The following is a 10,316-nucleotide window of genomic DNA, read 5'->3' on the forward strand; positions in this document are numbered from 1 at the left end:
CAATATACTTATAAAAAATGACGTTAGTGAAGATCCTCCTCATCTCCCTTTAAAGGGATGGGGATTTTCTTTCACCAACGTCATTTATTGTACAACCAAAAAAAAGACTGGATACACCTCAGGTTAAGGTGTTTCCAGTCTGCCATCACTTGCCGTTATTCAGTTCCCATCTCTCGTTGTACAACATCAACTATACGCTGAACAAGACGTATACAATCTTCTTCAGAAGGCGCTTCTACCATGACACGCACAAGTGGTTCTGTGCCTGAAGGGCGAACAAGAACACGACCGTTGCCAGCCATCTCTTTTTCCACGTCCGCTATTACTTCTGCAACTAGTGCATTATCCGTCACGGCATTTTTATCCGTTACACGCACATTGACGAGTTTTTGCGGATAAATTTTCATGCCTGCCGCAAGTTCAGATAGCTTTCGTCCAGTAATTTTCATAATGTTCACGAGCTGAAGCCCTGTAAGAAGCCCATCTCCAGTTGTATTATAGTCATGGAAAATAATATGGCCCGATTGCTCGCCGCCAAGATTATAATTTCCTTTTCTCATTTCTTCGACAACATACCGATCACCAACGGCTGTCTGAATACTCTTCATGCCATGTTCCGTAAGTGCTTTATAGAAACCTAGATTACTCATAATCGTTGAGACAATTGTTCCAGATTTAAGGCGGCCTTCTTCATGCAAATGACGTGCGATGATGAACATAATCTGATCACCATCAACAACTTCTCCATGTTCATCGACAGCGATAAGACGATCGCCATCTCCGTCAAACGCTAAGCCGATATGAGCGCCTTTTTCAACAACGAGTTTACCCAGTTCTTCAGGATGAGTCGAACCAACACCGTCATTAATGTTCAAACCGTTTGGCGATGCCCCCATTGTCGTTAGGTCTGCATCAAGGTCAGCAAACAGATGTGTCGCTAATGTTGATGTCGCGCCATGTGCACAATCGAGTGCAACATGAATTCCCGTGAATTCTTCGTTAACCGTCTGTTTTAAGTACTGGATATATTTATGTCCGCCTTCAAAATACTCTGTAATAGAACCGACGTCTGCTCCAGTTGGCCGTGGTAACGAGTCCTCTTGTACGTTTAACAGTTGCTCAATTTCATCTTCCTGCTCATCCGTCAGTTTATAACCATCTGCACCGAAAAATTTGATACCATTGTCTGCGACAGGATTATGCGAAGCTGAGATCATGACTCCGGCCTGTGCGTTCATGACGCGCGTTAAGTAAGCGACACCCGGCGTGCTAATAACTCCAAGAGTCATCACTTCAACACCCGTCGATAAAAGGCCTGCTATTAGGGCGTTTTCAAGCATATCCCCAGAGATACGCGTATCCCTACCGACGAGTACTTGTGATTTTCCTGATGATTCTTTCGTTAACACATGCCCACCAATTCTACCCAATCTAAAAGCGATCTCCGGTGTCAATTCCTTATTTGCAACCCCACGGACACCATCGGTCCCGAAATACTTTGTCATTTTCATTCTCCCTTTCAATCCTGCATATTCAACCGAATGTCAGGCAAGTTCAATATGCATCGTTACTTCTTTATCTACTAGTATCCACTCTACATCTTTAGGTCCTTCAACTAAGACTTGGAATTTTTGTTCTCCTTCGTCTGTTGTCTCAGAGGCATCAATATAGACGGTGAAATCAGATTTTTCCAATGTATCAATGACACCCTGCTCTGCCGTGACGGTTAGTACTACCAAACCGGCCACTGGTTTTAGAAATGAACTCGTAAAGTTTTCATCAAGTCCTTTTACAGTAACAGGCATGTCTTTAAATTCCTTAGTAACTACTTTGACGTCCTCAACAGGTGGTTCAGGATTGATTACTTCCAAGTCTGAATCGGTCACTGTTGCGTCTATTTCCACTTTAATTTTATCAAAAGACATCTTTGAAACGCCTTTAGGTTTTTTCAAATCAATCATCGTTGTTCCTTGTCCTTTTACTTCGGATACATCCACATCGACGCTGAATTCTTTAATATTATCCAACACTTTCCGTGAACCGGATAAACGAATCGTCTTATCCACAGTTGAAATGGTATCCACAGTGACGCCTTCAACTGGAACTCCTCGCGACTTAAGTACAATCGGTACTTCTTTACTATATTCGGAAATATCAACTTTGACCGCCACTTGTTCAGGAACAATCGTCACATTTAGCTTCGTCAAATCTTTGTCCAGGACCCGAACCCTCGCTTGCTGCTCGAATGATTTGTTAATTTCCTTATCTCCTGTTATAGAGGCTTTAACAAAACTAATTGATTCAATAACACTCTTCGCACCTGTCACTTCGATGGTTGACGGGAGGACATCTATTTTATCAACAGTGTAATCTTCAGCGAGCAGACGTTCATTGAGCTCAGGATCTACTCGGAATGTTTGCGTGATTTTCTCTTCAATGACAACTTCAATTGTTGCGGGTTCAAACCGTACTTTCAGCTTTTCAGAAATATTCTCATGCTGAATCTTAACTGTATGCTTGCCCATTGGTAAGCTCGACAAATCAACCCGAAGCGTGAAGTCTTTTAATAGTTTCGTCGTCTGAACAAGATTTGCCGGACCTTCAATGGTCATATTGACCGTTTCCGGGACTCCTGTCACGACAAGATTTTCATTGTCATAATAGACTTGTACGGGGAAATCACGAATGATATCCATCGCATCACCGACAGCTTTACTACCTTTTTTTTCTTCTGCCTGTACGGAGAAAAAAAGAATAATTGCAAGGAATAAGGCTGTAAAGCGAAGAAACCATGGGTTATCCATAAACTTATCCATTTTTTCTCCACCTCCACTTCCAAATCGAAGTATCCTTCTTTTCAGGTGTTAAGCCGAACCAAACTCTTCGCAACCGCGCTTCAAATTCCTCCATATCAAGATTCCGATCTATATCCCCATTCGCAGTAAGACTTACTGCTCCAGTTTCTTCTGATACGATAATCGTGACAGCATCCGTTACTTCACTAATTCCGATGGCCGCTCTATGCCGTGTCCCAAGCTCCTTTGAGATGAACGGACTCTCCGACAGCGGCAAATAGCATCCTGCTGCTGCAATTCGGTTACGTTGGACAATGACTGCACCATCATGGAGCGGTGTGTTTGGGATGAAGATATTGATAAGAAGTTCGGATGTAATCATTGAATCCATGCCGGTACCGGTTTCAATGTATTCACTTAGACCAGTTTCCTTTTCAATTGAAATAAGCGCTCCAATTCGACGTTTCGCCATATAACTGACAGATTTCACAAACGCTTCAATTAGTCGGTCACGTTCCTCTTCTTCCTGCATCATTGTTCGAGCAAATAATCGGCCCCTGCCGACCTGTTCGAGTGCACGCCGCAACTCGGGCTGAAAGATGATAATAATAGCCAAAAATCCATATCTCAGAACCTGGTCCATCATCCATAGCAACGTATTGAGGCCAAAATACTCTGTCAAAATGCGAGCAATGATAAGGACGAAAATCCCTTTTAAAAGTTGAACCGCTTTCGTTCCTTTTATAACCGTAATTAATTTATAAAAAACAAACCAGACGAGAAGCACATCTACGATATTAATAAATGCCGCTACTGGACTGAAATCAACTAATTCTTGCCATTTTGGCATGTGCTTCGCCTACCTTCATAAACAGTTTCTTATGCGTACAGTATAGCATAACAGCACTGCACTGTCCTTTCTTAGAAATGAACAAAAGCGCAAGCGTCTGTAACAGATGAACGCAGCCTAAGTACGCCTCTCCCTGTGGCAATTAGGAGGGATATAGTTAGGAATGCAGTTCAATCCCTCCCGGTTGCGTAATCTACATCCTGTGGGCCTCCGAGTCTCTTGGTGCTGGAGTTTAGACGTGAAATCTCTATATTGCAGCTTATCCACAGTACGTGATTTTAAAGTTTCCTAAGCCGTGAAAAAGAGCGACCGCTTACCACTCTTAACGGTTCGCGTAGGTCGCTCTACTTACTCTTCATCTTGCATGTCACCTTTTGAAGACGAGAAGACTTCTTTGGCTGTCTTTTTCATTTTGTACCAGAGCCAGTCGAACACTTTGTCAATTTCCTCGCTCTTTCCAGTCACAATCGCTGTGGAGGCCATATATTTTGTACCTCTAATCACAGTTACATTGCCATCCACTTCTCCTTCGATACGGAGCGTGCCATTTTTAACGACAATGTCCCCCTTAACAATTTCACCAGCGGGCACGAGTACCGTTTGACCCTCAACAACAAGATTCGGCTGCTTCGTCACCGCAAACTGCTGATCGTTTCCATAACTTGAAAATAGCGTTGCACTCATAAGTATTAAAAACATAGCTGCAGCCGCCAAAAATGGATGGCTACGCAACCAGCGTTGAACGCCTGCTTGCGATTTTTCTTTTGGAAGCCGCGCCATAACGCCATTGACAAAGCTGTCCGGCGCCTTTATTTTTGCGGCACTTCCTATAAACACAATAGACTCAGTTAAGCCGTTCATGATTTCTTTACATTCTTTGCAGCTATCTAGGTGTTCTTTCAATAGCCGCTCTTCGTCACGGCTAATGTCACCGTCTAAATACGCGTGCATATAGTGAACGATTTGTTCCGGACACGTATTCATAGCAATAACCTCCTACATATTACCTATCTGTTTCCGAAGCGCTTCCCGCCCTCTATGGACACGGGTCTTTACGGTTCCTAGTGGTAATTTCAAAATGTCACCTATTTCTTGCAGCGGCAATTCCTCGATATACCTTAAAATGATGACAGAACGGTATTTATCAGGAAGTCTTCCAATTTCATAGTGGATACGCTCCTGTAATTCCATTCTTTCGACTTCATCTTCAGGTAACTCACCGGATGCGGCAATTTGTGAGTACATATTCAGACCATCTGTACCCGGAACATTCGCATCAAGATAGTAATCGGGTTTCTTTTTTCGGATTCGGTCGATGCATAAATTCGTTGCAATCCGAAATAGCCACGTTGAGAATTTCCGTTTTTGGTCGAATGTATGAATATTGATATAGGCACGGACAAATGCTTCCTGCGCGATATCTTCTGCCTCTTGTGCGTTACCAAGCATTCTGTAACACACTTGGTATAGACGATGCTGAAATAAAGTCACTACTTCTTCAAATGCATTTTGATCGCCTTTCAAGACTTCATTTATTCGTTTATTGATCAGTTCATCCAATGTATTTCACCCTCCGCTCTATGCGGCTGTCCCTTCTATACGTTTGAAGGTATCGACAGGTTTCATTTTTTTTCATTAATTTTATTTTAACAGATATTGCTAGTTATTTCCACGTCTGTTGATTAACCATTTGCTTGCATAAATCACTAGTGAGAAGGGCTCGAAAACCCCTATTTTCACTAGATCCTACTCGGTTCGCTTACGGCGAACTATTCATGACAGATTTACTTAGTGTCCAAGTGTGTTTAGATTTGACTCCGTCACTCCTAGACACACTTTTTTCAGTAATCATGTTGTGAATAGTTGCCTGTCGCGTTCCTACAACATTCAAGTGAAAAATGCAGTTGTTTTGGAAGAACACACTATTTGTTAAGTGCCAACTATACACATAGCTCCCAGTAGGTGATCATGTTATTCAATGATTATTTTAGTTAATCAACAGGTGTGAAAAAAGCCCATCTAAGTTACTAGACGGGCTTCCAAGAACTGATTAAAGTAGTTTTTCTCCAAACAGTGAGCCCATTAAACCCACCGCAACATCAGCTGTTTTATTCTTCTCATCCAGAATCGGATTTACTTCTACAAATTCAGCCGAAGTAATCATGCCTGAGTCTTCTAGCATCTCCATTGCAAGATGGCTTTCCCGATAACTAATTCCACCCGGCACCGGCGTTCCTACTCCTGGTGTATATAGGGGATCGAGCCCATCTAAGTCAAGGGATAAGTGGACACCATCGACATCACACGAACGGAGATAGGCGAGAGCCTCTTCCATGACCGCAGTCATTCCATAGCGATCGATTTCATGCATCGTGAACACCTTGACACCTTGCTCCTTGATCAATTGACGTTCTTCCGGATCCACAGATCGTGCTCCGATGATTACTACATTCTCCGGCTTTATCTTTCGACCTTCACTATGTATATTAACGAGACTTTCATGTCCTAGTCCAACACTTACAGCAAGAGGCATTCCATGAATATTACCGGAAGGCGATGTCTCTGCAGTATTGAAATCTGCATGCGCATCATACCAGATGACACCAAGGTTTTTATATTTATCCGACAGGCCAGCGAGTGTTCCAATAGCGATGCTGTGATCCCCTCCTAAAACAAGTGGGAATCTGCCTGCTGCCACAACTTCACCAACTTTTCGTGCAAGCTCCGTAGTCGCTTGAATGACTTCATCTAAGTTCTTCAGATTCGAATCGCTCTGTCTTTTTTGTTCCACAGCGCTTACCTGAACATCGCCCTCATCCGTCACCTGATGGCCAATCGATTCAATTCTTCCTACAGCACCTGCATATCGGATTGCGCTTGGCCCCATATCCACCCCACGACGACTTTGTCCAAAATCAAGTGGTACACCAATTAATGAAATATTCAAATGTTGCATACCAAATTACCTCCCCTTATTAATATCTCTAGTATAAGTCCATCGGAAGGTTTGGCTCAACTCAACAGGTATCTGAATATTTATTCGTTTACAAATTTCTCCTCATGAACTGTTCACAGGCGTCGGGAGACGTTGGCTTGCTATAGTAATACCCTTGACCCTCGCGACAACCTAAATTCATTAGGATAACAGCTTGTTCTTCATACTCCACACCTTCCGCAATGACGTTCAAGCCCACGGTATCCGCTAAAGTTACAATAGCCTTAACGATTGCCTGACTATCTTCGTTAAAGTGTATATCTCGCACAAAGGACATATCGATTTTAATCGTATCGGCCGGCAGTTCTTTGATATAACTAAACGTACTATAACCTGTTCCAAAGTCATCGATAGACACCGTAATACCCAATGCCCTTATCTCACGAATTCTTCCCTGCATATCTTCCCGGTCGGCAAATGCACTTTCAGTTAATTCAATTTCAATCAAATTCGCTGTGGCACCCGTCTCATCGAGAATTGCTTTTATTGTATGCAAGATAGTTGGTTCTTCCAATTGCACAGCTGACATATTGATAGCCACACGAAACGATCCATATCCACTATCCTGCCACTTTTTTGCCTGTCCGCACGCTTCACGCAGAACCCATTCACCGAGAGGTATGATGATTTTTGTCTCTTCAGCCACGGGAATGAACTTATCGGGCGGTATCCTGCCAAGATCAGGATGATTCCAGCGCACTAACGCTTCGACACCTATCAAAATCCCCGTCTTCAAGTTCACTTTAGGCTGATAATCAAGGTGAAGATGACCCAGATGAACACTTTTCCTTAATTCATTCTCCAGCAAGATCCGCTCCAATGTTTTGGCCGCTGTTCCGTGCTGATACATCTCACATCCTCCGCCACCATGCGCCCTGGCGATAGAAAGGGCTTTTTCCGCTTTCATTGCAAGCTCTGTAGGTTTTTTAGCATGCTCAGGGTACAAGGCAATCCCCAAACTTAAAGATGGTGTGTGCATTTGGTCCTTTACTTCAATAGGTTCCTCAATATATTGCTGAATTTCTTTTGTCAGCTGTTCAGCGTGTTGTGCATCACGTATGTCTAGCAGAAGGAATGCAAATTCATCACCTGACAGTCTACCAATAATAGTATTATCTTTTAGAACTATCTTTAATCTTTTCGCAATGACAGACAGAATATAATCGCCTACATCATGCCCAAGTGAATCATTTACATAACGGAGACGGTCGACATTCATACAGACAAAGGCTCGATTAGTCCCGCGTTTTTTTGCCATTTCTATTTCTTGATAGAACATTTTCCGAAACGAAGTCCGATTAGGCAAACTGGTCAATTGATCATTATAAGCAAGATCGCGTATCATCCGCTCAGAATCTTTATTTTCAGTGATGTCATAGCGGATGGAAATATATTGATAGGGCTTTCCATTATCATTTAAAAACGGAACTATCGTTGTATCGACCCAGTAATATGATCCATCCTTGGCTTTATTACAGATTTCACCATGCCAAGTATGTCCCCGTCCAATTGTCGCCCACATATCCTTGAAAAATTTCGAAGGATGAAAACCTGAATTAATAATCCGATGGTCGACTCCCACAAGTTCCTCTTCGCTGTATTGCGCTATTTTTGTAAACAGCTCATTCACATACACAATTTTTCCGGTTCGGTCTGTAATAGCAACAATAGCTGACTGATCAAGAGCATAGGCAATGTCTCTCAGTATTTTCTCCGGACTATGATTACCATCGTGACGAGTCAAATCATCTATCATTTTATTATCCACTTGCATAAAATCACTTCTCTCTTAAAAACCTCAAGTCATACCTTCATTTATTTTACATCGAAATAATTCTTTAGGTCCATACGGAGTCTAGTTGAAATAGAAAAAAACCCTTTTCACTTTCGTGAAAGGGTTAATAAAGCTATTTGCAATTCACATGGTTTGGTAAAGCAAGTAAATGGCTGGGGTAGCTGGATTCGAACCAACGAGTAACGGAGTCAAAGTCCGTTGCCTTACCGCTTGGCTATACCCCACTATTAACTAAGGTGTATGTTTTTCAACGCTTTGCGTGTAGACCTTTAGGTAAACTATGTCTAACGCTTCGCGGATAAACCTTGATGTAAACTCTTTTTAACGCTTCGTGTTAAAAAAGTTTTGGTGGTGGGGGGCAGATTCGAACTGCCGAACCCGAAGGAGCGGATTTACAGTCCGCCGCGTTTAGCCACTTCGCTACCCCACCATGTTATTATATGTAGTATCAGATTTAAAACTTCAAGTACATTTAAGGTAAACTATTTTCAACACTTCGTGTTGAAAAAGTTTTAATGACCCCTACGGGATTCGAACCCGTGATACCGCCGTGAAAGGGCGGTGTCTTAACCGCTTGACCAAGGGGCCTTATTCTTAAAGTTCCTCTGGAGCTTCCAACCGGATTCGAACCGGTGACCTCTTCCTTACCATGGAAGCACTCTACCTACTGAGCTATGGAAGCATATGGCTCCGCAGGTAGGACTCGAACCTACGACCGATCGGTTAACAGCCGATTGCTCTACCACTGAGCTACTGCGGAATAATATGTATTCATTTAAACTTGTTCATGTCGTTCAGGACAAACTCCATTATACCAAACAAATAATATTTTTCAAGACCTTTTTTAAAAGTTTGTTTTGTTCCCGACAGCAACTTATATATATTACCACGTCTTTTGCATATTTGTCAACACTCTTTCATAAACTTACGGTAGATTGTGCAAAAAGGGGACAACATATGCGAAACAAGTACATGATCACCGCCATTATTTGCTGCGCGCTCTTCCTGCTCCTTCCCGCTTTACCTAAGCAACTGTCTCTCGTATCCGTGTTCCGCGTAACGGAGGAACCTGCTGCTATTGTACGCGGCGCTAGCGGTTCCGCACTGACCGTAAATATTTCATTCGGGGATGTAGAAGTGGAACAATGGATCCGAGAACTCAGTAAACCTTATCCACTCCTATTCGTCGATATGAATTGGGCTGGGCGTTTTCCCGAAACAGTACAACTCATCAAAGAAAAAAATATTTCTGTCGGGCTTCTCGGGGATAATGGATTAATCTATGATCAAAACACTCCACTATTCATAGAGCAACTTGAGCAGTTCGAAAAAACGTTCGGAGTAAAACCTCTTTGGTTCCGTACAGTTGACGAAGTTTTTCCGGCCACCTTGCATAGTATGCTCTGGGAAGCCGAAATTAATGCACTAGGTTCATCTGTTATTTGGGATGGCGGCGACCTTCCTGCTATCACTAAAGGGGAAATCATTTCTGTCCCCCATCACCGCGATAATCGTGTTGATTTAGCTAAATTAAAAAGGTTAGATAAAGATCGGACCTTTATATCTGTGGAAACTATGTTATTCGGGACAAAGGTGAATGTCAAAAAAATACCCGAATAATCCAATCGCTGCATCTACTCTTATAAGAAAAGCGCAAGGCCCCGTTTAGCCCCGACAGACATAAGCCGGTTAGCGAGGAGGCGTACTTCAGCCCCCGCTGCAAAGTGGCTTATGAACCGAGGGGTTTGCGCCTGGAGTCTAGACACCAATCCAAGTAGATAAAACTTATAGTTTCTTATCTTATAATCGAGTAGGAGGGAGTGATTAACTCCCGACCTCTCACACCACCGTACGTACCGTTCGGTATACGGCGGTTCAATT

At 42.8% G+C, this 10,316-nt stretch carries 8 protein-coding genes and 5 tRNA genes; 1 reads left to right on the top strand and 12 read right to left on the bottom strand.

What is annotated here, in order from left to right; all coding sequences use genetic code 11:
* Positions 1 to 155: 155 nt before the first annotated feature.
* From glmM to I2484_RS19975, 12 genes are all read right to left on the bottom strand, one after another.
* Entirely contained in the window at positions 156 to 1,505 is a 1,350-nt protein-coding gene (gene glmM / locus I2484_RS19920) for a phosphoglucosamine mutase (protein WP_207152813.1), read from the bottom strand.
* Positions 1,506 to 1,544: 39 nt separating this feature from the next.
* Complete coding sequence (locus tag I2484_RS19925) at positions 1,545 to 2,816, bottom strand: CdaR family protein (RefSeq protein WP_207152814.1); 1,272 nt, start codon at positions 2,814 to 2,816, stop codon at positions 1,545 to 1,547.
* Positions 2,809 to 3,645, bottom strand: coding sequence for a diadenylate cyclase CdaA (gene cdaA / locus I2484_RS19930; RefSeq protein WP_207152815.1), 837 nt, complete (start codon positions 3,643 to 3,645; stop codon positions 2,809 to 2,811). Before cdaA ends, I2484_RS19925 begins: the two co-directional genes overlap by 8 nt.
* Before the next feature lie 348 nt (positions 3,646 to 3,993).
* On the bottom strand, positions 3,994 to 4,629 hold the full coding sequence (locus I2484_RS19935; protein WP_207152816.1) for an anti-sigma factor family protein: 636 nt from the start codon (positions 4,627 to 4,629) through the stop codon (positions 3,994 to 3,996).
* A 12-nt stretch (positions 4,630 to 4,641) separates the two neighbouring features.
* The gene (gene sigW / locus I2484_RS19940) at positions 4,642 to 5,205 is read right to left on the bottom strand and encodes an RNA polymerase sigma factor SigW (RefSeq protein ID WP_207152817.1); all 564 of its coding nucleotides are present in this window, start codon (positions 5,203 to 5,205) and stop codon (positions 4,642 to 4,644) included.
* Between the two features lie 490 nt (positions 5,206 to 5,695).
* Positions 5,696 to 6,601, bottom strand: a complete 906-nt coding sequence (gene rocF / locus I2484_RS19945) for an arginase (protein ID WP_207152818.1) — start codon at positions 6,599 to 6,601, stop codon at positions 5,696 to 5,698.
* An 88-nt stretch (positions 6,602 to 6,689) separates the two neighbouring features.
* Complete coding sequence (locus I2484_RS19950) at positions 6,690 to 8,414, bottom strand: putative bifunctional diguanylate cyclase/phosphodiesterase (RefSeq protein WP_255551630.1); 1,725 nt, start codon at positions 8,412 to 8,414, stop codon at positions 6,690 to 6,692.
* Positions 8,415 to 8,584: 170 nt separating this feature from the next.
* Positions 8,585 to 8,659 (bottom strand) — tRNA-Gln (locus I2484_RS19955).
* Positions 8,660 to 8,781: 122 nt separating this feature from the next.
* Positions 8,782 to 8,865: transfer RNA gene (locus I2484_RS19960), tRNA-Tyr, on the bottom strand.
* An 86-nt stretch (positions 8,866 to 8,951) separates the two neighbouring features.
* Positions 8,952 to 9,023: transfer RNA gene (locus tag I2484_RS19965), tRNA-Glu, on the bottom strand.
* A gap of 18 nt (positions 9,024 to 9,041) precedes the next feature.
* A tRNA-Thr gene (locus I2484_RS19970) sits at positions 9,042 to 9,117 on the bottom strand.
* A gap of 3 nt (positions 9,118 to 9,120) precedes the next feature.
* A tRNA-Asn gene (locus I2484_RS19975) sits at positions 9,121 to 9,195 on the bottom strand.
* Between the two features lie 197 nt (positions 9,196 to 9,392).
* On the opposite strand from I2484_RS19975, the gene I2484_RS19980 reads away from it, so the two are divergent.
* The gene (locus I2484_RS19980) at positions 9,393 to 10,055 is read left to right on the top strand and encodes a polysaccharide deacetylase family protein (protein WP_207152819.1); all 663 of its coding nucleotides are present in this window, start codon (positions 9,393 to 9,395) and stop codon (positions 10,053 to 10,055) included.
* Positions 10,056 to 10,316 lie beyond the last annotated feature (261 nt).

Source organism: Sporosarcina sp. E16_8, assembly GCF_017347095.1.
Taxonomy (GTDB): Bacteria; Bacillota; Bacilli; order Bacillales_A; family Planococcaceae; genus Sporosarcina.